The organism is Pseudoalteromonas galatheae, assembly GCF_005886105.2.
GTDB classification, from domain to species: domain Bacteria; phylum Pseudomonadota; class Gammaproteobacteria; order Enterobacterales; family Alteromonadaceae; genus Pseudoalteromonas; species Pseudoalteromonas galatheae.
The window spans coordinates 1,224,386-1,250,364 of the sequence record NZ_PNCO02000001.1 but is presented as its reverse complement, the minus strand read 5'-3'; the positions used below and the strand labels follow the sequence as shown (position 1 = coordinate 1,250,364).

At 43.7% G+C, this 25,979-nt stretch carries 27 protein-coding genes; 13 read left to right on the top strand and 14 right to left on the bottom strand.

The features are described 5' to 3' along the window. Positions 1–16: 16 nt before the first annotated feature. Both CWC29_RS05485 and CWC29_RS05480 read right to left on the bottom strand, forming a co-directional pair. A complete protein-coding gene (locus CWC29_RS05485; protein ID WP_138524256.1) occupies positions 17–814 on the bottom strand; it encodes a M48 family metallopeptidase in 798 nt (265 codons plus the stop codon). A 96-nt stretch (positions 815–910) separates the two neighbouring features. Then, positions 911–1,054 (bottom strand): hypothetical protein, encoded by a 144-nt coding sequence (locus CWC29_RS05480; RefSeq protein ID WP_161568697.1) that lies wholly within the window; start codon positions 1,052–1,054, stop codon positions 911–913. On the opposite strand from CWC29_RS05480, the gene CWC29_RS05475 reads away from it, so the two are divergent. Then, entirely contained in the window at positions 1,045–2,250 is a 1,206-nt protein-coding gene (locus CWC29_RS05475; protein WP_138524258.1) for a Bcr/CflA family multidrug efflux MFS transporter, read from the top strand. The two genes, CWC29_RS05480 and CWC29_RS05475, sit on opposite strands and share 10 nt — an antisense overlap. A gap of 55 nt (positions 2,251–2,305) precedes the next feature. Here CWC29_RS05475 and CWC29_RS05470 read toward each other — a convergent pair whose 3' ends face one another. The 5 genes from CWC29_RS05470 to CWC29_RS05450 form a co-directional block, all read right to left on the bottom strand. Continuing rightward, positions 2,306–2,869, bottom strand: coding sequence for a lipid-binding SYLF domain-containing protein (locus tag CWC29_RS05470; RefSeq protein WP_128727764.1), 564 nt, complete (start codon positions 2,867–2,869; stop codon positions 2,306–2,308). Positions 2,870–2,943: 74 nt separating this feature from the next. After that, positions 2,944–4,056, bottom strand: coding sequence for an aminotransferase class I/II-fold pyridoxal phosphate-dependent enzyme (locus CWC29_RS05465; protein ID WP_138524260.1), 1,113 nt, complete (start codon positions 4,054–4,056; stop codon positions 2,944–2,946). Between the two features lie 52 nt (positions 4,057–4,108). After that, entirely contained in the window at positions 4,109–6,214 is a 2,106-nt protein-coding gene (gene ovoA / locus CWC29_RS05460; RefSeq protein WP_138524262.1) for a 5-histidylcysteine sulfoxide synthase, read from the bottom strand. Positions 6,215–6,525: 311 nt separating this feature from the next. After that, complete coding sequence (locus CWC29_RS05455) at positions 6,526–7,389, bottom strand: DUF417 family protein (RefSeq protein ID WP_138524264.1); 864 nt, start codon at positions 7,387–7,389, stop codon at positions 6,526–6,528. A gap of 111 nt (positions 7,390–7,500) precedes the next feature. Then, the gene (locus CWC29_RS05450) at positions 7,501–8,388 is read right to left on the bottom strand and encodes a LysR family transcriptional regulator (protein ID WP_138524266.1); all 888 of its coding nucleotides are present in this window, start codon (positions 8,386–8,388) and stop codon (positions 7,501–7,503) included. Between the two features lie 103 nt (positions 8,389–8,491). Here CWC29_RS05450 and CWC29_RS05445 point away from each other — a divergent pair, with 103 nt between their 5' ends. The 5 genes from CWC29_RS05445 to CWC29_RS05425 all read left to right on the top strand — a co-directional run bounded on the left by CWC29_RS05445 (position 8,492) and on the right by CWC29_RS05425 (position 12,810). Further along, positions 8,492–9,463, top strand: a complete 972-nt coding sequence (locus CWC29_RS05445; protein ID WP_209319025.1) for a TDT family transporter — start codon at positions 8,492–8,494, stop codon at positions 9,461–9,463. Positions 9,464–9,562: 99 nt separating this feature from the next. Continuing rightward, positions 9,563–10,048 carry a MarR family transcriptional regulator gene (locus tag CWC29_RS05440; protein ID WP_128727769.1) on the top strand — a complete coding sequence of 162 codons (486 nt, stop codon included), beginning with the start codon at positions 9,563–9,565 and terminating at the stop codon, positions 10,046–10,048. Then, the gene (locus CWC29_RS05435) at positions 10,041–11,105 is read left to right on the top strand and encodes an HlyD family secretion protein (protein ID WP_128727770.1); all 1,065 of its coding nucleotides are present in this window, start codon (positions 10,041–10,043) and stop codon (positions 11,103–11,105) included. The genes CWC29_RS05440 and CWC29_RS05435 overlap by 8 nt, the downstream gene beginning before the upstream one ends. A 1-nt stretch (position 11,106) precedes the next feature. After that, entirely contained in the window at positions 11,107–12,138 is a 1,032-nt protein-coding gene (locus CWC29_RS05430; RefSeq protein WP_128727771.1) for a DUF2955 domain-containing protein, read from the top strand. Positions 12,139–12,153: 15 nt separating this feature from the next. Beyond that, the gene (locus CWC29_RS05425; RefSeq protein WP_128727772.1) at positions 12,154–12,810 is read left to right on the top strand and encodes a tRNA (adenine(22)-N(1))-methyltransferase; all 657 of its coding nucleotides are present in this window, start codon (positions 12,154–12,156) and stop codon (positions 12,808–12,810) included. Positions 12,811–12,816: 6 nt separating this feature from the next. On the opposite strand, the gene CWC29_RS05420 is transcribed toward CWC29_RS05425, so the two are convergent. Both CWC29_RS05420 and CWC29_RS05415 read right to left on the bottom strand, forming a co-directional pair. Continuing rightward, positions 12,817–13,884 (bottom strand): AI-2E family transporter, encoded by a 1,068-nt coding sequence (locus CWC29_RS05420; protein WP_128727773.1) that lies wholly within the window; start codon positions 13,882–13,884, stop codon positions 12,817–12,819. Beyond that, positions 13,877–14,128, bottom strand: a complete 252-nt coding sequence (locus CWC29_RS05415; protein WP_128727774.1) for a hypothetical protein — start codon at positions 14,126–14,128, stop codon at positions 13,877–13,879. Before CWC29_RS05415 ends, CWC29_RS05420 begins: the two co-directional genes overlap by 8 nt. A gap of 65 nt (positions 14,129–14,193) precedes the next feature. Here CWC29_RS05415 and CWC29_RS05410 point away from each other — a divergent pair, with 65 nt between their 5' ends. The 5 genes from CWC29_RS05410 to CWC29_RS05390 all read left to right on the top strand — a co-directional run bounded on the left by CWC29_RS05410 (position 14,194) and on the right by CWC29_RS05390 (position 17,764). Beyond that, complete coding sequence (locus CWC29_RS05410; RefSeq protein ID WP_128727775.1) at positions 14,194–14,859, top strand: hypothetical protein; 666 nt, start codon at positions 14,194–14,196, stop codon at positions 14,857–14,859. A 1-nt stretch (position 14,860) separates the two neighbouring features. Next, positions 14,861–16,312: a beta-barrel assembly-enhancing protease gene (bepA, locus tag CWC29_RS05405; protein ID WP_138524268.1), complete on the top strand. Its 1,452-nt coding sequence runs from the start codon at positions 14,861–14,863 to the stop codon at positions 16,310–16,312. 119 nt (positions 16,313–16,431) lie between these two features. Further along, entirely contained in the window at positions 16,432–16,779 is a 348-nt protein-coding gene (arsC, locus tag CWC29_RS05400) for an arsenate reductase (glutaredoxin) (protein WP_128727777.1), read from the top strand. Continuing rightward, positions 16,779–17,330 carry an NAD(P)H:quinone oxidoreductase gene (gene wrbA / locus CWC29_RS05395; protein WP_138524270.1) on the top strand — a complete coding sequence of 184 codons (552 nt, stop codon included), beginning with the start codon at positions 16,779–16,781 and terminating at the stop codon, positions 17,328–17,330. Before arsC ends, wrbA begins: the two co-directional genes overlap by 1 nt. After that, complete coding sequence (locus CWC29_RS05390) at positions 17,327–17,764, top strand: DUF2069 domain-containing protein (RefSeq protein WP_128727779.1); 438 nt, start codon at positions 17,327–17,329, stop codon at positions 17,762–17,764. The genes wrbA and CWC29_RS05390 overlap by 4 nt, the downstream gene beginning before the upstream one ends. A 94-nt stretch (positions 17,765–17,858) precedes the next feature. Here CWC29_RS05390 and CWC29_RS05385 read toward each other — a convergent pair whose 3' ends face one another. Next, complete coding sequence (locus CWC29_RS05385; protein WP_128727780.1) at positions 17,859–19,193, bottom strand: ankyrin repeat domain-containing protein; 1,335 nt, start codon at positions 19,191–19,193, stop codon at positions 17,859–17,861. Positions 19,194–19,336: 143 nt separating this feature from the next. Here CWC29_RS05385 and CWC29_RS05380 point away from each other — a divergent pair, with 143 nt between their 5' ends. Then, the gene (locus CWC29_RS05380) at positions 19,337–19,531 is read left to right on the top strand and encodes a DUF2897 family protein (protein ID WP_128727781.1); all 195 of its coding nucleotides are present in this window, start codon (positions 19,337–19,339) and stop codon (positions 19,529–19,531) included. A 35-nt stretch (positions 19,532–19,566) separates the two neighbouring features. Here the strand turns inward: CWC29_RS05380 and CWC29_RS05375 are convergent, their stop codons facing one another. Together CWC29_RS05375 and CWC29_RS05370 are read right to left on the bottom strand one after the other, a co-directional pair. Beyond that, complete coding sequence (locus CWC29_RS05375) at positions 19,567–19,977, bottom strand: hypothetical protein (RefSeq protein WP_138524272.1); 411 nt, start codon at positions 19,975–19,977, stop codon at positions 19,567–19,569. A 106-nt stretch (positions 19,978–20,083) separates the two neighbouring features. Next, entirely contained in the window at positions 20,084–21,241 is a 1,158-nt protein-coding gene (locus tag CWC29_RS05370) for an endonuclease/exonuclease/phosphatase family protein (RefSeq protein WP_128727783.1), read from the bottom strand. Positions 21,242–21,408: 167 nt separating this feature from the next. Here CWC29_RS05370 and CWC29_RS05365 point away from each other — a divergent pair, with 167 nt between their 5' ends. Continuing rightward, positions 21,409–23,427, top strand: a complete 2,019-nt coding sequence (locus tag CWC29_RS05365) for an ATP-binding protein (RefSeq protein WP_138524274.1) — start codon at positions 21,409–21,411, stop codon at positions 23,425–23,427. Positions 23,428–23,472: 45 nt separating this feature from the next. Here CWC29_RS05365 and CWC29_RS05360 read toward each other — a convergent pair whose 3' ends face one another. Continuing rightward, on the bottom strand, positions 23,473–24,444 hold the full coding sequence (locus CWC29_RS05360) for an ATP-grasp domain-containing protein (RefSeq protein ID WP_128727785.1): 972 nt from the start codon (positions 24,442–24,444) through the stop codon (positions 23,473–23,475). 169 nt (positions 24,445–24,613) lie between these two features. Next, positions 24,614–25,897, bottom strand: coding sequence for a Glu/Leu/Phe/Val family dehydrogenase (locus tag CWC29_RS05355; RefSeq protein ID WP_235956530.1), 1,284 nt, complete (start codon positions 25,895–25,897; stop codon positions 24,614–24,616). Positions 25,898–25,979: the final 82 nt, after the last annotated feature.

Sequence of the window (25,979 nt, the reverse complement as noted above, 5' to 3'; positions counted from 1 at the left end):
TTGGTGTTTTGAGAAATTAGCGTTTACAGCTTGGTGTAAATCCACCCGCACGCGCTTTGTTAGCGGTTGTTTGGGCTGTTATCATGTTGGCTTGTAATTGCTTAATTCGGTTTTCTGGCGCAGGGTGCGTCGACATAAATTCTGGTGGACGCTGTTCGCTCATTTTCGCCATATTTTGCCAAAGTGCAACAGAGCCTTCAGGATTAAAGCCTGCCTTAGCCATTAGATCTAAGCCGATAACATCCGCTTCGCTTTCATGAGAGCGGCTAAATGGCAGTGCTACACCGTACTGTGCACCAAGACCTAATCCCTGCATAATGGCATTGCGATATTCGATATTATTCATTTCAAGTACCGCTGCACCTGCTTGCAGACCAAACTGCAACACACTGTTTTGCGAAACACGTTCATTAGCGTGTTCGGCAATAACATGCCCTACTTCGTGACCCATAACCGCCGCAAGTTGATCTTGGTTTTCTGCAACTTTGAGAATCCCCGTGTGAACTCCGATTTTACCGCCGGGTAGCGCAAATGCATTGGCAGAGTCATCTTCAAATACTACGACTTCCCATTGCTGGTTTGCGTAGTTTGCTGGAAGTTGTGCTATTAAGGCATTTGCAATACACTTAACGTAGCGATTGGTTTTAGCATCAGTATCGACTTTTTGCTCTTGCTTCATTTGTTCAAAGCTCGCAACACCCATTTGGTCCATTTGCTGCTCTGAATAGAGCGCTAACTGAGTGCGTCCGGTAGGCGATGTTTTACAACCGGCAAGCGTTGCCGCTACGGCTATCGCGAGAACCAGTTTTTTCATAACTTGTTCCTTTTCTTTTTTACAACTTAAGTTTCTCTAAGTTTACCGCAATTTCGTCACTTAACGAGACTAACTTAGTACAATATAAAAAATTTTTCATGAACTTCTGCTGATCACAACGCCGTCTTTTCGCTGCTCTACTCCAGTGCATCGAGTACCATCTCCATATAAAGCGTCTCTGATTGGTGTATTTATTCTGCTTAACATTAACAAGGTAACAATACCAACATATGAAGTCATCAACACTCCCCGCAATACTGTTGCCATTACTGGCTAGTATTGTTGCGATAACACCATTAGCCATCGACTTGTACCTACCTGCGATGCTCGCGATTGCAGACAGCTTGAATAGCCCGCTCGAGCAAGTGCAGGTTTCTCTTAGTAGTTATTTGGCAGGCTATGCTGTCGGCATGATGGTGTTCGGCCCCCTTGCAGATAGATTCTCAAGGCAGACGTTAGCTATTTGGGGTTTAGTCGGGTTTACCGCATCATCAATTGGGCTTGCACTAACAAATGACATTGATATGTTTTGCTTCTTGCGGGTCGTTCAAGCATTTTGTGGTGCCGCAGCGACTGTTGTTGTACCAGGCGTGATCCGCTATTATTACAAAGAGCATACAGCCAAAGGGATGTCTTATGTGTCGATGATCATGATGATCGCGCCACTTATTGCCCCCTCACTTGGTGCGTTGATCTTGTTGTACTTTGATTGGCACGCCATTTTTTGGTTTTTAGCGGTTTATGCAGTATTGGTTATCATCGCATTACAGTTTTTCTGTATTGCAATTCCAACCAACGCCGATGTACCGCTTAGCTTATCGTTTTTCTTAAAAAATTACCGCATTGTGTTAACACAAAAGAAGGCCCGCTACGATATTCTTTCTTCAATGCTGGCATCATTTGCATTCTTTTGCTTTTTAACCTCAGTTTCATTTATTTATCTTGAGTATTATGGTGTGTCGGAACAGCTTTTTGGAGTGTTATTCGCCATGAATGTGATTGCATTGATGCTTGGTAACTTTGCCAACACGCGTTTAGTACCAAGGCTTGGTTCTAGAAAAATGCTCAATATCGGTCTTGCGATTGGTGTTGTCTGTTCCACACTCTTGGTCATACTCAGTAGCCAATCCGTCTCGGTTTGGGTGTTAGCTTCTGCCATTGCACCTTTGATGATGAGTTTGGGGATCATTGCCAGCAACGCTGATGCGCTGATATTACTGAGTTTTGAACATCAAACCGGTACCGCTACCGCGGTGATAGGCACGCTACGATTTGGTAGTGGCGCTTTGGTCGGCCCTTTACTTGCGCTCGCGGTTCCTGAGTCACCTATGCCGTTCTCGAGCTTTATGTTCGCTGCCATTGTGCTGACCATCGTCTGCCAGTTGCTAAACAGGCGCTTTGAGAAAAGCCTCAGCGCCGAAGAGGTAAGCAAGTAATCAAAGAAAAGCCCCGATTTACGGGGCTTTTCTCTAAAGTCATTATTACATCATCTTAATTTAGTTCTTTATCTTTCCAAAATTTAGTGCCTTTTACTGTTGCTTGCAGTGCTAAACCACTTTCAGTAAAGGTGTACACAGTAACATCGCCATAATAGGCTTCGCCTTCTACCGACCCGCCCTTTTTAGCGGCTTTAGCTGCAGCATCTGCATTTCCACCAAACGTCCAACCTGACGTAACAAACTTATTCATTGCTTCAGGAGTATGGAATACCATCACAATACGATAATCTTTTACACCTAGACCAAGGCCGACACCACCTTCAGCCATATTCATATAAGTGTTACTTCCCACTGTATTATCGTGTACGACACCGTAACCTGTTCCAGCAGCAACAAATAACAGATTAATATTGGCATTAGAAAAAACAGCATAGCCCGGAGCTGCCGCTAGTTGCGAGCGTGTATCCGGCTTTTTGCTGTAAAGCTGAGTAAGTACATCGTTTTTCATATCTAGGATGGCACGTTGCTTTTCAACCTTGTCACCATCACCCATTGAAGCACATGCACTAAGCATGACGGCCAAAAAGCCAGCCATTAAATGTTTAACGTTTACCATAGGTTTTTCCTTTCCTGCATTAAATTAAAATAACACGACCTATCATAGACGCTTAGTTTGAATGCTGGATTAATCTAGTCACTGAGGTATGTTTCAAGCCTTACCAAACCAGCGGCAAAGTTGCGCTTACCCGTACCTAAACGGAAATGGCACTCACTCTCCAATAGAAATAACTTTGCGGGTAACAATAGCGTACTCGAGGTCTCTGCAAATTGACGTGACCACTTTTCAGAATCTCTTACTGAATTAATCTTCAGCAATGACAACACCCCGCCATGTGGCTCAACCCAAGTTACTTTTTGCGAGTATAAACTGACAAATTCACGCATCAATTGAACGTTATTTGCAATGATGCTCGCATTATGCGCTAAAATAGTTTCACTATGCAGTAATGCGGTCGTCGCCAATAAATCGTCCACTTTACTGCCACAAATGCTTAAGTAGCTTTTACCGGCCAGCAGCGCATTTGCTAGTGCTTTCGAACCGCAAATTGCCCACCCTACTCGGATCCCAGGCAAGCCCATACTTTTGGATAATACGCCTAACGTAATCGACCGCGGATAAGCCGAAAACCGTCCACTTACTGCGCGGTCATCGCCATGGCTCTGTGCTGATACTTCATCACTTAAAATGTAAGCACCACACTGCTCTGCCAGCTGTTGTATTTGTCCAACTTCATTGTCAGTCAAACCTGTGCCCGTTGGATTATGAGGAGCGTTGACGATAATGAGTTTGGTGTTTGTCGTCACTGCGTTTTTGAGTCTTTCTATATCAAACTGCCAGTTGTTCTCTTCTCGCAATGGCACGGTGTTGACGATAGCGCCAAACTGTTTGGGGAGTGTTGCAAGCGATGGGTAACTTGGTGTGCAGACCACCACCTCATCTTGTGGCTCTAGTAACTGCGCCATCGTCGTGAAAATAGCTTCTTGAGCACCGTTAAACGTCACGATTTGATTAAGATCTACACACACAGTCGTCGGCAGATGATAAGCTTTAATCGCCGCTTTTAGCCCTTCACTGCCCGCAATCGGATTGTAACCCAGTTCAATGTCTGGCATTTTGCCGCCACTAAGCTCAATAAGTTCACCGAGCGTGACGCCTTGAGCGCAGGAATCACTCAAGTTGACGTCGATTGGAGCAGCCAAGCTTTGACTAAACTTAATGTGTTCAGGTAATACTAATTCCATTCTTTAACCTAAAAAATCATGCCAGCATTTTTGCTGGCATGTGTATCAAAGACTATTTAAGACGCCATAACGTAAGTTGACACTCCTCTAGTTCAACTTTACGTGCGTTTTTGCTTATGGCGGACATCACTTCGTCTGCAGCGAGCAACTCAAAGTCTTGTCCCAGTAAAATTTCTAAACCATCGCGGCCTGTGACATTTTCACCACTGACCTTATAACCGCCCAACCAGTTTTGTGCTTGGGTCAGCGCTTTGTCCCACTGATAGGCAGAACTTATCGCAAGGATCCCTCCAGCGTTCAAACGCGATTTAATTTGGTTTAAAAAAGTTTTTGGTGAATATAAGTACTCTACAACGCGATGACATAAGATTAAGTCATACTCTGCGAATTGTGGTTTAAGGTTATGACCATCCCCTTGGCAGAAATGAATACGATCACTGAGTTCAACAAAACCCAATTGCGAAGTCGACACTTCGTGGAAATTCACAATTTCACCTTCAATCTCGGTGGCAAAACGTACCGGTGAGCCTTCTTTTAAGGCCAACGCGTGCTGAATATTGCGCGCAGTAAAATCGATACCATCGACTTGTGTAAAGTGTTTGGCTAATTCAAAGCTTGCGCGACCGACCGAGCATCCCAAGTCCAGCGCTTTATCTGTATTACCTTGATAATGCGTCATTAGCTTTGAAACAACACTTTGCAATGGATTACCAAAATGCATGACAGGCTTGCCGTAGTGACTATGTAGCGCATTAGCAACGTCAGCATCCATTTCACACAAGTTGACCTTTTGCACTGGCACCTGTGGTTCCTCACTTTCGATATATCTAAATCCGGCATGTTGGAAGAAGTGGCGTCTAAAGGCATAACGTGAATCTCGCACGGCTTCGTTGCCTGTAGAAATCCAAGAACCACCTTTGATCAGATTATGTTTACCGTCAAAAGTAGGTGTCGAGAAATCATCGTATAAAGGGTGCACTTTAAAGCCGCTGTATGCGTCGATTGGACTCTCCGTCCATTGCCAAACATTGCCGATGATGTCGAATAAGCCTTCAGTTTCAAAACGATTAACCGGGCAGCTTGAAGCACATACTTCAAGGTTGATGTTCCCTGGCGCTTCATTCCATGTCGGCAGATCAACATCAAGCTTATCACGTAGTACTTGCCACTCAGCTTCTGTTGGTAAGCGTACGAAGTGCTCACTTTGCCCGGATTTCCAATTACAAAAAGCCTTTGCTTCAAGGTAATTAACCTCAACTGGCCAGTTGAGTGGTAACGGGATCTCCTCAGCTAAGTTTCGCTGCCATAAGCCTGTGTCTTTCTTTATCCAAAAGCGCGGCATGGTTGATTTAGTTGAAGCCAACCAAGCTTGACCTTCAGCCGTCCAAAACTCAGGCTGATTGTAGCCACCAGCTTCGACAAAGGTTAAAAACTCTTGGTTTGAAACCACATACTTACTGGCCTTGAATGGCGACACATTGACGTCTTGCACACCATATTCATTATCCCAACCGTAGGTTTGATTTGACTCAGGTTTACCAAGCCGAACATCACAACCACTTACTGAAACTAGGCTGTTGTCAGGTGCGTCACCGTACTCATCACACGCTTCCCAACCGGGTTGTAAAGTCAAGTCAGCCAGCGGCAGCATTCGTATGATCACCGAAGAAGTTTCCAAATGGATACGCTCATGTTCAATACCCATTAGGACAACCCACACAAGGCTATCTTGGGTAATTGGAAGGGTAATATCCATCTTGTCTATTAACCCGTTAATAAGCGCATTCACTTGTTGGCGATAAGCACGCACTTCAGACACCGTTGGCCAATCGTAATTATTGCTATCAAGGTCGTCCCAAGACATTTCATCTACACCGACAGCGCAGGTAGATTCAATATGAGGATTAACGCGTTGAGTGATGTATTTCCCTAACATCAACTTGTTAACGTAAAAACAAGCGGTATGACCGAAATAGAAAATGAGTGGATGCCGTAACCGCTCAGCCTTCACAAAATAGGCATCGTCATTGTTGATATTGCTAAATAATGATTCGTACTGCTGCCAGCTGTTGTTGAAGTATGCTTTGATCTCAGCGCGCTTTTTCTCTACGTCGCCACCTGAAAGCCAGATTGGCTTTAATGTATTTGGTCTTTCCATACAATTATCTTCTTTAAACTTGCTACTTCGATACATACACCATTTCAATGCATGCAGCTTTTAAACTTTGCTCACTTTGCCACTTAATGCCAATGGCATCTTGCTGTATACGTTTGATAATCTAGCTTAGACCACTGATATCAACTTTTTATGACCTTAGCTTATTCACATTTAATTTTCACTGCCGATAGGACTATTTTCAGAAAAAACTTCACTTGGCACATCTGGCACATCTGGCACATATGATGAAAATAAAAAGAGCGCAACTCAGGTCACGCTCTTTTGGCAGCGGGGCTGCATCACAATGAAATTTACGCGACTGCAGACTCTAGAGAGTCAGACGGGCTGGACTCCAATGTCAAAAATGCCATCACCATGATATTGGCGATAAACCACAAGTCTTTAATCACAAATTGTCCCAAGCCGCCAAGTAAGCTCATGTCGCTAAACGCACCGGCTGCGGTAAACAGAAAGCTTTGCGTCATAACAAATACCGCGAGACATCCAAGGCTTGCAACCCCAATCAAGACTCGCTGTTTGAACCAAATGCCAATGCCAAGCAAGCCTGCCATCAATAGGTCATAAGCACCTATCACGTTTGAGGCTTCTTGCACAGTAAACAGCTCATACATCCAAGACATAAACGGTGAAGTTTCTACTAGCGGCACTATTGCCTTAGCTTCGAGTTCGAGAAATTTCATCCCACCGATCCAGGCTAAAACCAATGCCACAGGAAAATAGTTCGCCCACACTAGCGCTCGCGCGTTGATATGATGACGGCAGTAGAGAAATAAGGCGATGGGTATTAACGCAAAATATTTGATGATCCCTTGTCCAGAACCAATAACCGGAAAGCCACCATGGGCTGCGATCCAACGATTTTCGGCAAATAATGTCAACAAGGTAATAAGGCTAACGGTGGCGATTAAGGCAAGCGGCCATGCCGTAGGAACAATCTTACATTGCTGTAAAATGATCAGGCCCGCAGTAACCATTAATGCAAAGCCAAACACCATGCCAAGCGTGGCAACGGGCACCCACTCCGTTAAGCCGTAAAAGCTAAAGGTGCCTGAAATACTATTTGGCCCAGCGCCAAACAAAAATGAAATGCCAAGCAGTAATAAGCTCACTGCTAACAGGCCTGAAATAGAATAGTCGATAGTTCTGAACGACATATGTAACCTCTTAATCTGCTATTGTCTAAAAGACCCGAGGTATGAGAAAGTTCATTCAGCGTCTGTGGAATTAATACCAACTACAAGATGGATTGAGTAGCTAGACAGGCCCTAATTCTGTCGTGATTCTTGACGCCAGTGCGTCGCAAAGGCAATGAGTTGCGTTAATATTGGGCTTTGAAATTTATCTTTACGCGTCACCAGCCAAAACTGCCTCGGTGCGGCTTTTAAACCTGAAAGCGCCTTAATTCGTTGCTGTGCTATGGCATGTTCAGCGGAGTATTTTGAGATACAAGCTAGACCGAGCCCTGCCGCCACACCATTTATAATCGCCTCGGTAGAATTTAACTCAAATGCGGTTCGCCACGACGTAAGCTGCGTTGCAATATTCGCTAAGAAAAACTCTCGACTGCCGGAGCCTTGTTCCCGCAACAGCCAACGAGATTGATTTTGCAAAAGAGTTTGAAAGTCAGTTGCCACGAAGTCCATTGCACTCACGATACACATTTCATCTTCAAACCAAGGCATGATGTCTAAATCTTCGCCTATCACTCGACCTTCAACAAAACCAATATCTAATTCATAATCACGAAGCATGGCGCACACCTTCGCCGTATTGGTGATAAACAACTGCTGTTGCGTGTGTCCAGTTTGCTGCTGAAAAGCGGCTAACATGGGAGGCAATAAATGATTGCCTAAGGTATCGCTGGCACCAATTTTAATTTCGCCATATAGCCTCTCGCTTTCTTTAAATAGGGAATCTAAGAAGCGACACCTATCAAGCACTTGATGCGCATGCGGTAGTAATAGCTCTCCGGCAGAGTTTATCATTAATCGATTATTTACACGATCGAATAACGGTTGCTCGAGATGGCGCTCTAACTCCGCTAGTGCCATGCTAACAGCTGCCTTAGTTAAACATAGCTTTTCCGCTGCGGCCGTGATCGAACGCTCTTGCACGATTACCGTAAATACATTGAGTTGTTTGAGGGTTACCATCTTCGTTAAGAATTACTGAACACCAATTTAAATATATTCAGATATTCTTAATTAAAGCGCAAGCGTATTATCCCTTCACCGAACAATTGTTGTGAAATTACGCATGGCTACTCTTCATTCTTATAGTAAAAAGCTCACCGCCAATATCCCCACCCCGATGTCTGGTCTTGCTCTTGGGCTGGCTAGTTTAGGCTGGTGTATCTGTAATCTCTTTCCCGCACTCTTTGTATTAAAACCTTCAAGTGCACTTCTGGCTGGCTTTATTTTATTGCTGTTAGTGCTTAAGTTTATTCATCAACCAGCTCAATTAAGAGCAGATCTCGCAGATCCAGTGATTGGGAGTGTATTACCAACCAGCGCCATGACCATCATGGTGATTTCTCATAGCATCTCGGCCTATTCTCATCTTATCGCAACTGTGGTTTGGCTGCTCGCCATTGCACTTCACTTAGGGTTGCTAACCAGCTTTGTGTATTTTCGCAGCCGCAATTTTGAGCTTAACCAGCTAGTGCCAAGTTGGTTTATTCCCCCTGTTGGGTTTGTCGTTGCCGATGTCACCTTTAACGGCATGTTAGCGTTGCAACCTTTGGCAATGGGACTTTGGTACTTGGGGGTTATATTTTACCTGCTGCTGCTACCGTTCATGATTTACCGTTTATGTAGAGGCTGTGCCATACCACAGCAAACCCAACCCACAATTGCAGTTATGGCAGCGCCTGCGAGTCTATGTTTAGCAGGATATTTGAGTGTCCACCCAATGCCAGCGGCTGGCGTGGTGTTTGCTTTACTGAGCATTGCTATTGTTATGACCCTAGCGATATATCTTGCTTTTATTCAGCTTCTGCGGTTGCCATTTAGTCCTGCTTTCGCGGCATATACCTTTCCCTTAGTCATCGGCGTCACCGCCATTAGTAAGGTCGTCACTTGGCTCAGCAGCGAGCACTTAAACTCAGGCTGGCTAAGCTTGTTGCAATACCTAGTTTGGCTTGAACTTGTTGTTGCGATCGCTGTAATTAGCCACGTTTGTGTTCACTATGCGCGATTCTTAATAAAAATAAGCACCGCCAATTCATAGAGTTAAAGCTAATATTGCAATAACCTAAACGCGCACCATTTACTTAGCATGCTAACTAACTTAAAATGCTTAGCATGCTAAGTAAATATACCTTAAGTCATGTCGTCACTTCCATTTCATGAAACGCTCGATCTTAGTCTCTGTGGCAAGTTAGGCCGAGTCCATAGAATTTGCCGTCAAGCTGTAACCCAAGCTGTAGAGCCACTCGGTTTTACCCAGCCACGCTGGACTGCCATGATGCATATTCATCATTTAGGTGAGGGCTGCACACAACACCAATTAGCGAGCAGTTTAGATATCGAAATGCCGAGCCTGACTCGCACGATGAAACAGTTAGAAGAGAATAATGTAATTGAGCGCCGCATTGATAAGCAAGACAAACGCTGTCGTAAAATCTACTTCACCGCGCACGGGCAAGCTCAGTTAGCGCAGCTAAAGATGCGGATCAGTGAAGTGAAGGCACATTTATATCATGGGCTTAGCGATGACGAGCTCAATGCTATTGCACATGCTTTGGTCAAACTTGAGAACAATGCTCAGCAATGTTGTGACAATATTTCTGAAAATGGGAGTACCAGTGAGTAAACTTAGTCCAGATCAGCAATTTTCCCGCTACGTAAAGGTGTCAATCGCCGTTTTTGCACTCTGCTTTAGTTATTTTATCTTTGCTGATCTCTACATACCAATGACGCCTCAGGCGCGTGTGTATCATCAAGTAACCAAAGTGACGCCTAAAATCAGTGGTGAAGTGCTTACAGTGAATGTCAGCAATAACCAAAGAGTTCAGCAAGGGCAATTACTGCTTACTATCGATGAAGCGCCGTATCGGTTAGCATTAGCTAAGGCTGAGCTCGCTTTGGCAGAGGTTAATCAACAGAACAAACAATTAGATGCACAAATAGTTGCCCAGCAAGCGCAAATAGAGGCTGCTGTAGCTAAGTATGATGAGCAACAACGACTGTATAAGCGCAGCCAATCTTTGCTGTCACAACACGCAATTTCAACGCAGGAATCAGATCAAATTCAAGCAAATTTTGCGACGGCTAAGTCACAGCTTAGGGCACTTAGAGCTAATCTGCATGCGCTTGAAGTAAAGCGTGGTGCAGCCGACGAACATAATATTGCACTACAGCAAGCACAAAATGCTGTAGAGCAGGCTAAATTGCAGCTCAGTTATACCGAAGTCCGCGCGCCTCATGATGGCATCATTAGTAACTTACAGATCACTACGGGTACCTATGCTCGCACGGGTGTGAGTCTAACCAGTTTGGTTTCGGACAATATTGACTTAGCTGCGGATTTCAGAGAAAAATCGCTTTACCACGTCAAAATTGGCGAACAAGCATTAGTGAGCTTTGATGCGTTACCGGGCAAAGTCTATCCTGCAGTGATCCATGAGTTTTCTGCCGGCGTCAGTGATGGACAGCTTAATGCCGACGGCCAATTGGCTGCCGTTGAGACTTCCAACCGCTGGGTGCGAGATGCGCAGCGTCAACGCGTTTATTTAGCATTTGATGAGCCATTACCTTTACTAGCAAGTGGTGCAAGAGCGACAGTTCAAGTCCTACCTGAAAGCACTTTGCTTGCAACGCTTGCACAAGCGCAAATCAAATTCGTCAGTCTACTTCACTACGTTTATTGATATGAAAGTTGCACTGAACGCCAATGACCTGAGACAGATGCTGCGTATTGCAACTGGCAGTACGCTAGGTTTTGCACTAAGCAAACTGCTCAACTGGCCGTACGGTATCTTTTTTACCGTATATCCCATGCTGCTGCTTGGATTAGTACCAATGTTAAATGCACACATAGTGTGCCAGTTTATCTTAAGTGGGTTGCTCTGTGCCTTTTCGGTATTGGTGCTACAAGGGCTATTTGGCTTCCACCCTGCGTTAATGTCCTTACTCACTTTTGCCTTATTTGCCTTTTTGTTTTTGCAAATGAGCAAAGGCGTTAACTTCTTATTTGGCGCAATGAGTGTGGTGGGACTATCAATCCAACTTCATTTTGCCAGTTATACTTCAACCAGTGGTGGCTTATATTCACTCATAGCCAGTAACTCTCTGGCTATTATCATTAGTATCGCAACTGCATATGTAATGCATTGGTTATTTCCGGACGTTACCGTGCGTCAATTACCACCACGGCCAGCAAAAGATGCGGCAAGTATTCGCCATGAAGTCTTACTATGCGCCACCGTAGCCACACTCTCATTTATGGTATTCCAAATCCTAGATTTACAAGATTCCGTTTCCGCTCAAGCGGCATCAATATTAATTCTCTTTCCACTGAGTTGGAAGGCGGCGGGCACTGCTGGCTGGCAACGCGCAGTCGGCACGCTGATAGGCTGTAACTTAGCGTTAGCAGCGCAAATCCTACTGCAAACCTATAGCCAGATTTTACTTTTTCCAATTTTGATTTTATGGATCTTAGTCTTCATTTTTAGTCGCTATCACTTGCTAAGTGGTGGTGCTCCAGGGATTGGCTTTGGTATTATTACCACTTTTGGGATCTTGTTTGGGCAGTCTCTCGCACCAAATCAAGATTTAATCTACAGCGCACTATATCGCTTCAGTTCAGTGAGCGTTGCAATTACGGTAAGTCTCTGTGCAATTTACCTTATTCATCGCTTACTTAATCACTTTAGCGCAACGCGGCACCACACCTACGCCTGAATAAAAGGAGTCCACTTGAAGCTTGGAAAACGCTTACAGACTTTACATGACGTTGTTACTGAAGACTATCAACATATTTGGGACTGCTGCTGCGATCATGGCCAGCTTGGTGCACAATTTTTAGACTCGAGCCAAGCGCACATACACTTTGTTGATGTAGTCCCAGCGCTTATCGCGAAAGTGAAACTAGATCTCGCACGCTTCTTTCCAGAAGCTGAAGCGCGCTATAGCCTTTACACCCAAGACGTTGCGAAGCTCCCTCTTGCACAGCACTCAGGCAGGCAGTTAGTGATCATCGCAGGTGTTGGCGGCGACTTAACCGCAGAACTGATGACAAGCCTTTGCCACAAATTACCTGACGAGGTCGATTTCTTGCTTTGCCCAGTTCATCATCATTATACCCTGAGGCAAACCTTACAATCTTTGCCACTTAAGCTGATCCATGAATCACTGGTTGAGGAAAATCGACGTATTTACGAAGTACTCTATCTCACTTCAGGTAAGACTGGCGCTGCCATAACTCCATTAGGCAAAGCGATTTGGCAACAAGGTACGCTTTCCAAACGCTATTTAGAGAAAACGCTGGAGCATTATGCACGAGTTGCCAAAGGCAAACCCGAAGCGCAAAACATTTTTTCAGCCTATCAACAAGTTACACTATCAATAGGCTGAACGAGGTTATTTGGCCAGCAATTCTTCACTCTTACTCGACCATGCGTTTATCAGTGCTTTGACAAGGGATGCCAATGGAATGGCAAAGAACACCCCCCAAAAACCCCAAAGGCCGCCAAAGAACAACACTGCGACAATAATATAAACAGGGTTGAGATCCACGGCTTCAGAAAACAGTAACGGTACCAAAACATTGCCGTCTAACGCTTGAATTATGCTGTACGCAATAACGATAGTCCAAAACTCTGGCGCAAGACCAAATTGAAATAGCGCAACAGCAGCAACAGGCAATGTAACCAGTGCAGCACCGACAAATGGAATAAGTACAGAAAGCCCTACCAAAGTGCCTAATAATGCAGCATAGCGCAACTCCAATATAGAAAAGGTCACAAAGCTCACCAAACCCACGATAACAATCTCGAAAACCTTACCCCGAATATAATTCATGATCTGCTGGTCCATTTCATGCCACACTTGCGAAATGAGCTTTCTGTCTTTAGGTATTATTTTTGAGATTCCGGACGTCAGCTCTGACTTGTCTTTCAACATGAAAAAAGCGAGTAGTGGCACTAGCACCAAATAAATCATCCATGCAACCACATCTCTTAATGAAGTAAGCGAGGCTGAGACAATGACTTCACCAAGCTCTAGTAATTTATTTTCTACCGAGGTAACAATTGCTTGAACCTGAGTGGTAGAGATCAAAGTCGGATAGTATTCGGGTAAATGTAAGAGGAAATCTTTTCCTTCTTCAACCATAGTTGGGCTTTCTTGGAGTAAATTGCTCAATTGTTGCCACAAAACAGGAACGATACCAAATACCAAACCCAAGGTAATACCGACAAATACAGCCATCACGACGACAGCTGATAACACCCTGCTGCCAGTCACCCGAGTTAGCTTATTCACTGGCCACTCTAACAAGTAGGCTATCACGATTGCCACCAGCACCGGCATGACATAGCTGCCAAAAAAGTACAGTAACGCAACCGAAGCAACTAGCATCAGCAATAGCGTGACTGAATGCGGATCTGAAAACTTCTTGATATACCACGCTTTGACTAATTCAAACATCCATGATCTCCAAACACACTTCTTCACCCTTTAGTTCAATAATTTGGTAACTGATTGCGTTACCATCCAAATACTTTTTGATATCTAACAAGCTTTGTTCCTGACTCATCAGCAGTTTAAGTTTGCCTAGAGTATAGTCATGTCGCTTTAACCGCCACTTAAACTGAACAAATAATGCAGGACAGGTAAATTCTCGCAAATCATGTACAACTTTGGTTGTTTTGGCGCCACACAAATCACTCAATGCAGTAGCCCTCAAGGCGTTGATGGTTTATTCTTAATAGCATACTCTACTTCTTGGGAATCTTAATGCCAGGCGTTAATAATAAGGCCCGATTGCCAGCCAATCCAACATTAAAAGAAATAAATTGGTACAAAAAGCAAATTAATTGGGGTGAACTACCACCATTTTATCACCTTGTTGCCTCAGCAGTGAGTGAATGTGAAGGTCTGCTCCATCACGGCTTTGATAACGCAGTCAAACGTTTGCTAGATAAGCGAAACTGGAATATCGACCTATTAGGTGGTTATGAAGACGACAGTGGCATAATCCACTGTGACAATAAACCTCAAATAGCATTACACCAAGCATTTACTGAAAGAGGCTTTGAGCTGTGGGCTTACCCAATAGCCAAAGGTACCAAGATTGATGCCTATGTTAAAGATAATCGTTTTTTAGAATTCCGAGTGTGGGATCCGCACACGATGAAAAACTTACTGCGTATTAACCAGCTCCATAAGTTCATTGCGTTTTACTTTGAACGTGGTGATATAGCTGACAAAGCCTTAATACTTCATGCGCATAAAGTGCTGCATATGACAGTGACGTTTTTGCAAAAAGAATTGAACATCACCAGCGTTGGTGGTGTCTCAATAAAAGATTTTTACCAACTTTGTGAAAAAGATGCTCGAGCATGCAATGATGAGGTCGACTTAGCTAGGATCATGCTCGGAGAAGATCTTAAAAGGGATTAAAATGCGGTTAAAACCCCTATTAAATTCAATCGTTTTAACGTTTGCGCTCGCGACATCCAGTAGCGCTATTGCACAAACGGAGCTGAAGTTACCAGACTTAGGAACTTCGGCTCTCCAAGTACTACCTATTGAAAAAGAGCAAGCGATTGGCGAAGTCATGATGATGCAGCTGCGCTCCCGCTCTCCTGTGGTTGGCGATCCCGTTCTTGAAGAGTATTTAACCAGTCTGGGCAATCGCCTCGTCGCCAACGCTAATGACGTGCGCTTTCCATTTACCTTTTTTTGGATAAATAATAAAGATATTAATGCTTTTGCTTTTTATGGGGGTCATGTAGGAGTACATACCGGACTCATTGCACAATCTGATAACGAGAGCCAATTAGCATCCGTTATTGGCCACGAAATTGCACACGTAACTCAGCGACATTTAGCACGCCGAGTACAAAACGCAAAAGACAACAGCGCCTTAACCATCGCGGGGCTTATTACTGGTATTTTGGCAACCGTTGTTGCCCCAGATGCGGGTATCGCTATCTTATCCGCAAGCCAGACCCAGTCTTCATTAAACCAGTTAACGCATAGCCGAAAAGCAGAGCAGGAAGCCGATCGGTTTGGTATGAATACATTACATAAAGCAGGTTTTGACCCCTATGCAGCCAGTGAATTTTTAACTAAACTCTCGGATCAAATTCGCTTTAAAAATAAACCCCCCGCCTTTTTGCTTACACACCCATTACCCGACAGTCGAGTATCAGATGTTAGGCTTAGGGCACAACAATTCGAGAAAAAGCATTATCCTTCAAGCCTCTCCTATGCATTGGCTAAAAGTCGTGTACTTGCTCGATACTATTATGCAGAAGATGCTGGAGAAGCCTTTTTTAGAAACTCCTTAAATCGCTCTGCAGATCTCGACAAACGCGCACTACAGTACGGATTAGCAATCACCTTACTCGACCAGAAAAGATACGAGGAAGCTGGCAAACTATTAGATGAGTTACTAGCAAAAGATCCGAATAACCTCTTCTACCTTGATGTGTATACCGATTATTTAATTGCAACGGACAGATCTGCTAAAGCAGTTGAGATGCTTCAAGCCCAACATCAACTTAGACCCAATAACCAAGTTATCACGCTGAATTACGCCAATGCCGCAATAAAAGCAAAACAGTATGAAGTTGCTGAGCAGCTACTCAAGATCTTCTTGCTTGAGAAACCGGATCATATTCTCGCTCGTGATTTGCTCACACAAACCTATGAAGCACAAGAAAACAAGGCCGCGTACCATGAATCAAAAGCTGGCGTTTACGCGCAATACGGCGCATTCACAAAAGCTGCGGATGAAGTACAACGTGCACTTAATCACGTCGAAGATAACGAAGATATCAAACGTACTAGGCTGAAAGCGCTACTTAGCCAATATCGTAATATGCAAAAAGAAATCGCTAAGCTGTAGGCTTAGCGATTGCTTACAGCAATAGTAAAAACGTATTTAAGCCAAATTTCTTGCGCATCGCTTTTCGTCACCTCGACATTAAGCTATGATCCGTTTACATTACGAATTAGAGCAAAATAATGTCAGTAGAAATCTATCACAACCCGCGCTGTTCAAAATCACGTGAAACCCTAGCTTTACTGGAGTCCAATGGCGTTAATCCTATCGTTATTGAATATCTAAAGACGCCAATCGATAGTGACACTTTAGCTAATTTACTTTCTAAACTTGGGTTTAGCTCAGCTCACCAACTCATCCGTAGCAAAGAAACGCTCTACAAAGAGCTTGGACTATCGAAAGACTCAGACGAAACGACACTGCGCACAGCAATGCTCGAAAATCCAAAACTAATTGAGCGTCCTATCGTTGTCAACGATGACAAGGCAGCGATTGGTAGACCCCCAGAGTCAGTGCTTGATATCCTGTAATGAGTAAAATTCTTATTTTATACCACTCCAGTCATGGCTCTGTGACGAATATGGCGCACGAATTTGCAGATACCATAGTGGCACAAGGCGGGGAAGCTATGATCCGCGTATTCGAGAAACGCCAAGATCATGATGTGGTAGTAACAAAGCAAGACTTAATATCGTGTGACGGTCTGGCGTTCGGTACTCCAACACGTTTTGGTATGATGGCAGCCCAAGCCAAAGCGTTTTGGGAAACCACCAGCGACTTATGGCTTAAAGGCGCGCTTATCGATAAACCGGCCTGCGTATTTTCGTCTTCAAGCAGTATGCACGGTGGCAACGAGGCAACCCTACTCAACCTCTCTTTACCGTTATTACACCACGGAATGATGTTGTTAGGCATTCCCTATGATGTGCCAGAACTTTTGGCGACCGAAATGGGCGGAACGCCTTACGGTGCTACACACGTCGCTGGCAGCCAAAACAATGTCTCGCTCACTCAAACCGAAATCAAAATTTGCCGTGCAGCCGCTAGTCGACTGCTACGTATCGCGGAAAAGTTAACATGAATGAAATTGCAAAAAAACCTATCACTAGACGCTTTCAACTCTTTGCGCTAGTTGGGTATTTTGGCCTTTTAATATTGATGCCACTTTGGCTCTTTGTGCTTGCACCAAGAGAAGGTTACAGCTTGGGCTTTGTCTTTGTGGTGTACGTTTTACCTTTATTACTCCCGCTTAAAGGGATTTTACAGGATAAGCCTTATACTTATGCTTGGGCTAACTTTATCGTGATGTTTTATTTTATCCATGGCTTTACCCTTTTGTGGACATCTCCAGACGAGCTTCTGTTAGTCCTGCTTGAGATTGGCTTTGCAACATCCATGTTTATTGGTTGTACCTACTATGCAAGGCACAGAGGTCAAGAGTTAGGATTGAAGATCCGCAAGTTAAAAGAAGACCTCGCTGACGAAAAGGCAGCTCACGAACATAAAGAGTCATAATCTCGCTTGCGTAACCACATTAAAAAAGCGCAGTCTTCAATTTAGCAACTGCGCTTTTTAGCATCAATCCATCAGCTTAGTTCGTTACAGTAAACTACTGCAATGATAGTACGGCTATCAACACCAATACTGAAAACAATACCTGCACACCAATACTAAGCCATGCTAACGCATTTACACCGATGAGTGACCAAGGCGTTGAGCTGTTTGGATATAGAGGGTTGCTGCGTTTACGCCTCGCAAAGACAAAAATTGCAATAGAAGCAGCCGTAGTGACAAGTGTTGCTATGGTTTTTTCATCCACTTCATCAGTAAAAAATAAAAATAACTGAAGTGGTAATAAAATAGCAGCAAAGGCATAAAGAATATGGACGGTTTTTATTTTTTGATACTTTGCTTCGTTAGAAAGCTCGATTATACCGTGCTGTTCAAATGTTTGCTTAGAAGTAAGCGCCTGATTTTTCATCGCCACACGGTAAGGGGTGTCACCATGAATATCCGCGAGTGTTGGGTCATCACCATGTTCAAAAATCATTTCTATCATTGCTGCCGAGTTAGATGCCGCCGCATAATGCATTAAATTGCGGCCCGATTCATCTAACTCATTAACATTATGGTGTGGCAACATGGTTTCAACCGCACTCACAAAACCATTTTCAACAGCCAGCATAATAGCAGAACGCCCACTGCTATCTCTTGCGGTTCCTTTTGCTCCCTGTGTAACCAGCGTAATAATTGCAGACTGTTTCACCTGTTGCTGGGTTAATTGAAACAATAATGCTTGCTCCAAAAGGCCGCTCACCTCATCTTCATCACACATGGCACATAGCAGTTCGAACGTCAGCTGCCCATCCAACAGACTATCCGTAGCTAACTTCGCGGTGGCAGCACGGTCGAGCATACAAGTGTCAAGATGGGTTAGCAAAGCGGTGTGAATTTCTTGCGAACTATTGCACCATAGAGACACTATTTCTTTCGCACTAAATTTCACTCCTATTTCTAATAACCAAATTAAAGTTTTTTCATATTGCTTGTCACAAAGCAATTCTACAAAAGATAAGTGTTGATCCTGTACTTGGACTTGAATATTTGAATACTGACCAAGGCGCTGAATAAGTGTTTTTATTAGCTCATCCTGATCGGTCTCATTGTCTTCAATGTGTTGAATCACACTATTAACGTATTGACGCTGCTTGTCGTCATAGTCATCAATATGTTGAAAGTAACAGGCTTCGAACGGCTCTAGCGGTCGTAACCAAGCAAGGTAGAATAAAGGAGGTAGAACAGTGGTCGTTACACCCTGCTCATCTTTAATTTGTTGGCAATTCGGCCATGCCTCTATGGCATCTAGAATATAAGCACCGTTTTGTTCGATTAACCCCTTTAACAGCATGGGATACTGGGCAGGCCAAATTAACACTTGTTCCATGAATGCGCTATTATCCTCAGAATGTAAATATATGCAGCATAATTATCGCGAAATGACTAGGTGGTGAATAATATCAACAGTCGCGCTAAAATGCCCACCTATTTCAGGACAAATTTAAAAATAGATAACTTTTAGGGGGTAGAATGAATAATCAATTAGAGACATGGCAAGTGATTTTGATCATTGTTGGTGTGTTAGGGGTGATCTGGAGCAACATTGCGTTGTTAAAATATTCCGCCAAATTTGAAATGAAAAAGAAAATCGATGAGCAAACCGCGCCTTTTGACAAAGATAAGGTAACACCCAAAAACAATAAACCGAAAGAAGGTGGAGACTGAAGCATACTGCAATGTTAGGTATGCAGTTTACTCACTCATCTGCATTTGAAATTTAATCGCACATCATAAGGTTTCCCGAGCGCACCATCAGCTATTCCTCCGCTGAGGGTCAAGGCAGCACCGGCGTCGTCTACACTGTTTTTACCAAAAATCCACATAGCGATACCCATTGCATCAACAGCATTAGCCAGCCCATTCTGAGTGACATAAGTACTCTCAGGCGTATCGCTGTTGTAAATAATATCTAGATTTACAACATACGCAACCTGTTCGGTCTGTTTACAATAGTGCTTTGCCTGCCTTAGTGCTTCTTTACTGCCAGCATCGCGGCTATCGGCAAATAACATTATAGTATGCATACCGTCAGAAGAAGGGCGCACATCATCATGATGAGCACACCCAGATAACCAAACCGCTAAACCTACACTTAATAGAATTCTTTTCATCACACTCTCCTGTTCCATTCAGTGCAAGCTTAGAGGTTATTACGGTTTAGTTCCGTTAGGCATTGTTTAAATTTGTAATAGCGATACCATTGACCAACCGCTGAAGTCACTTAACTTCCACGTCTATCCAAACTAAGCGATGATCGGAACTTGCATGGCGACTTTCCACTAAACGGAATAATTGGTCTTCTTTACTCGGCCAAAAGACCCCGCTGTTAACCAGTTGAAAGCCGAATTTTGAAGGCAGAACATAATCTACGCGTGCACCCCAATGTGCGGTATAACTGCGACTCGCACTTTCCTCGCTATGTTCACTTCCCCCTTCGCTCTGTGGCGTAAAGTTCGAGAATACCTTAGGGTTATCTAATAGCTGCTCTATCACACCCGGTCTATGTTTATCCCCTGTATCAGCAGCATTTAAATCACCGACAATGACAAATCGTGCATCGTTTTTAAGGCCACCTTTGACGCCATTATCATCATAAATGTATTGGCTACGTTTGGGATCGATATAATCAGCCATTAAGCGGATCTCATCGTGATTTCTGTTGCCATTTCTATCCTCTTCACCATCAAACACAGGGGGAGTTGGGTGCATCGCCAGTAGGTGAAATAGTTTGCCGTTCACTTCAATAGGCAAGTCCCAGTGAGACTTTGAGCTTAGCCTCAAGTTTTTCCACTCTTGCTCACTATACCAAGGTTGCTTCGTCGTCGGATCTATTGTCACCCTGTGGTCTGGCATATCTTTCCAAAGAAATGTCTGCAAGGTTCGGGCTTGCTCTTTTTTAATCGGATACTTTGATAGTACAACCATTCCATATTGACCTTCATATAACCCAAACCCTTGGGCATCACCGCCATAGTTAGATTGCTTGCCGTCATTATCTAAATCATACGGTGTTGGTAATCCAGTATTGACTGGCGCAATATAAAAGTAAGGGTAAGATATCGGCTGCTGGTCCGCTTGAGGTTGCGCTAGATAGTTATTTACAAATGCCTGCACACCTTTATTTGGCTCAGCGATGTAATCAAATTCATTGAGCAAAATCACATCTGGGCGAACACGCTGAATAATTTCTGCAATATTTCTTATTTGTTGGTGCTGACCATTTTGTAGCAATTGACTCAACTTCTGTGAGTCAATTGCTTGCCCTTTTTCTTGGTAGTTCGTTGCTTCCATACTGACATTAAAGGTAGCAACACGAAGTGTTTGTGCACTTACTGCCGTTGTCATTAATAAAAAAAATAGACCTACGTATTTCATAGACTTGCCTTAAAAATTTGTGATAAATCCCGCGAGCTCTATTTTATTCATAATCCTTTGAAAAACGGAAATTATCTCGACAGATTCAAACGATTTAATGTTGGCAAGTTGGCAAAGAGCGGTTAAAGTTAAATGATTAGCCGCTTTGTACTGTCAACGTGAAATTTGTGAGTATTTTAAAACGATTACACCTCATCACCACAAACCAAGACACCACATTTGAAGAAAAAGTGACGGCGCTGCTTACGCTTGGCCTCGATGTATTTGAGCTTGATATTGCAATCGTCAGTGAAATTCAAGCTGACGTATACACTGTAAGGCATGCGATCACTCCAGATAATTCTTTGTTGGCAGGTACGGACTTTGAACTGGCAAACACCTATTGCTGGCATACTTTACAAGCAGACAGCGCACTGTCTTTTCATCACGCAGGTACTAGCGAAATTGCCACTCACCCTTGCTACGCAAACTTTGGCCTAGAGAGCTACATTGGCGCGCCGATCATTGTTGATGGTAAACGCTATGGTACCGTCAACTTTTCCGCATCCAGTGCCAAAGCACAGGCGTTCAGTCAAGAACACTTAGATTACGTGAGTTTACTAGGTCAATGGATTGGTGTTGAAATTTCTCGGCAAAAGGCGTTAAAGAAGATACAACATCGCTCACAAGCATTAGCAGCGATGAGCCGTCTTGCTGATATTGGCTCATGGGAAGTCGATTTTAAAAAGAACAAAGTGTATTGGAGCCAACAAACGCGACTCATTCACGGCGTTGATGATAACTTTATACCAACACTCGACAATGCTATCAGCTTTTATAAATCTGGCGCCCACCAAAGTAATATTAAACAAGCCATAGACGACGCTATCACCTCAAAAACCAAATGGGATATCGAATCCATTATCATTGATGCCAACGGCAACGAAAAGTGGGTCGCCTCTCACGGTCAAGGTGAATATGAAAATGGTGAATGCGTCCGAGTTTTTGGTGCCATTCAAGATATTGATGAACAAGTTAAAATGCGTATTGCATTAGAGCAAAAACGTGAAGAGGCGGAGCAACTTCTCAAGACACGGAGTGAATTTATCGCCAAAATCAGCCATGAATTAAGAACCCCGCTAAATGGTTTAGTAGGCATGCTTCAAGCATGCAAAAAAGAAACCGACATAAAAGAAATCAAAAGCAACTTGAGCGTTGCGGTCAACAGTGCAGACATGTTGATCACCTTAATAAATGACGTTTTGGACTTCAGTAAGCTAAATAGTAATAACCTGAAGCTAGACAATACTCCGTTTGATCTTCATCAGCTAGTCGAGCAAGTTGTAGGCCTGTACAGTCCAGCCTGTCGCGAAAAAGGACTTGCAATCAACTTCCATATTCATAAACAAGGCACAAATTGGCTCTATTCAGATCCGACTCGAGTTAAACAAATTATTGCAAACCTCGTGAGTAACGCCATCAAATTTACACCAACGGGTAGTATCGATATTTATGCCGACGTGCTGGGAAGTGAAACTTCACCGTTGCTACAATTAAGTGTATCAGACACAGGCATTGGGATTGCTAAGACCAATCAAGTACATCTTTTTCAGCCATTTAGCCAAGGCGATGCCAGTGTAAGTCGGCATTTTGGTGGTACTGGTCTTGGCCTTTCAATCGTATTTGAGCTTTGTAATTTATTACAAGGCGAAGTACAGGTTGAAAGTGAGTTGGGTAAAGGAAGTACCTTTATCGTTACCTTCCCAATAGAGTTTGCAAAAGAAGCCGACAACATACAAAAGCAAACGACCGAAGAACAGCCCATCTCCCTATCAGAATGCAAAATCTTGCTTGTAGATGATAATCAAATCAACGTACTGGTGATGGAAAAGCTACTGAATCAGTTTGGTGCAACGCACATCGACAAAGTCTATAACGGCGAACAAGCCGTGAAATCATGCCAAAACAAAACCTTTAATATTGTGTTTATGGATTGCGTCATGCCGATAATGGATGGCTTCGAAGCCACTCGCAGCATTCGTAGGCTTTCAAAAGATAAACGCAAAGGGCCGCATATTATTGCGTTGACCGCTAATACTTCAGAGTCCGACAAGGCAGCCTGTTATGAAGCTGGGATGGATAACTTTCTGTCTAAGCCAATTCAGCTTGACGCACTAAGAGGCGCGCTTGAGCCCTTCACGCAATAAAAAAGGAGCTTGACCTAGCTCCTTTCGTGTTATGACGTAGCAGTATTACTCCACTACTTTCTCTTTACTCGCTTTAGTGCCGTTACTGCTCTTCTTTGATTGACCAGTGCGGTTAAAGATCCCTAAGCGAATACGAATAAAGTGTAAAATCTCTCTCGCCACATCGATGTCTACAGCTTGTTCAAGTCCCTCAAATCCTGGACTTGAGTTTGCTTCACAAATTTTAAAATGCTCTTCATCAAATAATAAGTCGATGCCAGCGACATCTAGATTCAGGATATTAGCGGTTTGTGTTGCTAGCCATTCGATTTCAGGGGTGATCGGGTGTGGGCTACCTTTTGCACCTAAACTTACATTGGCCTTAAAGTTCTTACCACCAGAGTTGCGCTCCATACAAGCGACAGCACGGCCACCAATGGTTAATACACGTAGGTCTCGACCGTGACTCGACTTAACAAAACGCTGCAAAATGATATTTGCTTTTGGATTTGTTGCTTCAATGAGTTGCATCAAATCATCAAATTCACCGCGTGATTTTGACAAAAATACGCCGCTGCCCTGCGAGCCTGATAGCGTTTTAATCACGACAGGGAAACCAATTTGCTTCTCCACCAGTTCAATATTTACAGGAAACTTAACCAGCATGGTTTTTGGTGTTGGTAAGTTTTGCTCTGCAAGGATCTGCTGAGCATACAGCTTATCTTTGACGGTTTCGATAGACTGCGAAGAGTTAAAACAATGTACGCCTAAACGCTCAAGGTGACGGATGATCGCAAGCGTAAAGTAAGTCGTGCCTGCCCCCATACGTGGCAATACAAAGTCAGGTAACGCAACGGGCTGACCATCGATTAGAATACTTTCTTCATCTTCCCTGGTTACTAATAGATCGAATTGATCTGGTGAGTAAACTTGAAGATCAATACCTTCTTCCTTTGCCACCGCCATTAATCTATCTATTTCATAAATTTCAGGTTTTAACAAACTGGCAGAGTCTTTGTAAATGATCCAACCGCGCATACGAATTGCCCCTTGAGTAGCGGAATAAAAGGGTCGCTGTCGACACGAATCGTTAAGTGAAAACACCCAAGCAGGTTCGTGTATCACCGGCCCCTAAACAAAAGCGCGATTATGTGGACTCACTCAAAAACAGTACAGCAAAAAAAATTTATCGACACAATCTAAAAAGTTACTCACGATTTTCAAAGTAAGATTGTGTTCCATGAGCCTCCAAAGCACTTTCTATGCGCTGTAATGCCAGCTTGTATACAGCATCTCTCATCTCAAGCCCTTCATCACTTCGCAGCTGCCACGCTTCTTCAAATGCATTCGATAAATATTTTGACAACTTATCTTGCACAGTTTGCTCATCCCAAGCTTCTCCTTGGCGATTCTGACACCACTCAAAATAGCTTACGATGACTCCACCTGCGTTAGCTAAAATATCAGGAACAACTATAATGCCCTGCTGATGCAAGATTTCATCGGCGTCTGCCTCAATGGGCCCGTTGGCAATTTCTATAATATACTTCGCCGATACTGCTTTGGCGTTATCTCGGGTGATTGCGCCAGATAAAGCCGCGGGTACTAGAATGTCTACTTCCAGCGCGAGTAACTCTTCATTGCTCAGTACCTTATGCTCAACGCTTTCACATACCGAATCGTCACAGTACACGGCTTTAAGCGCTTTGTTGCGTTGCTTTTCTTGATAGATGCTTTCTATATCTAAGCCATCTTCACAGTAAATCCCGCCTTTTGAATCGCTTACTGCAACGACTTTATAACCCGCTTGCTGCAACAGCCTTGCACAGTGATAACCACCATTACCAAAGCCTTGAATAGCTACCGTTTGTTCAGCTTTATTCCAATTATTCTTTTCACTGAGTCGCTCTATCATTAAGAATGCACCGCGACCTGTGGCGGATTCTCGTCCTTCACTACCACCAAAAATAAGCGGTTTACCAGTGATCACGGCAGGACTTTTTTTACGGACGATTTTCTCGTATTCGTCCATCATCCAGCCCATAATCCTAGCATTGGTGTACACATCCGGAGCAGGAATATCTTGATCGGGTCCAATAAAATCAGCATTAGCTCTGATGTATGCTCGGGCAAGGCGCTCAAGCTCCATGGGACTTAGTGATTTAGGATCAACGGTTACGGCACCTTTACCGCCACCAAATGGCACACCAACCGCTGCACATTTTAGCGTCATCCAAAGGGCTAAAGCTTGCACCTCACTCATATCAGATTCTTGATGGAAGCGTATTCCGCCTTTTGTTGGACCTAGCAAATCATTGTATTGACAACGATACGCCTTAAAATAATCAAGTTTACCGTTGTCACGACGAATTGAGATATTGCTCGACAGCGTTCTTTGAGGCTGGGCTAACGCTTGATAGGTAGACTCGTTAATTCCTGTCTTTTCGACTATATGATTTAATCTTTTCAACGCGTCTTTTAGTAGATCCATACTCATCCTTTCCTCGCTTATTTTTAATTCAACAAGTAATTGTATGAGTGCATGGCGCCAAAAGATCAAGTCAATTAACTGG